1 pseudogene is annotated in these 243 nt (G+C 35.0%); it reads right to left on the reverse strand.

The features are described 5' to 3' along the window. Positions 1–243: pseudogene (locus AWV70_RS22510) on the reverse strand (tetracycline efflux MFS transporter Tet(L)); the annotation flags it as partial.

A 243-nucleotide genomic window follows, 5' to 3' on the forward strand; every position in this document is an offset into this window, starting at 1 on the left:
ATTGAATTTGTCTTCGTTTATATACATTCAAGGTGATCAGCCAACTAGTAACAACGACTCCTGTAAAAAGGAATAGCATATTACTATACAAATAAGTGGATTGATCAAGGTCCATAGGTAGCAACTTCTGATTCAGTAAGCGTACAGATAATAAACAACCAACAATTGCAATACCTATTCCCTCTGATAAAAAACTGGTAAAATTAAGCAAACTCATTCCGGCACCAGCTTCCTTTTGTTTCA

It is taken from the genome of Sporosarcina koreensis (genome assembly GCF_001531445.1).
In the GTDB taxonomy this organism is placed as follows: Bacteria; Bacillota; Bacilli; order Bacillales_A; family Planococcaceae; genus Sporosarcina; species Sporosarcina koreensis_C.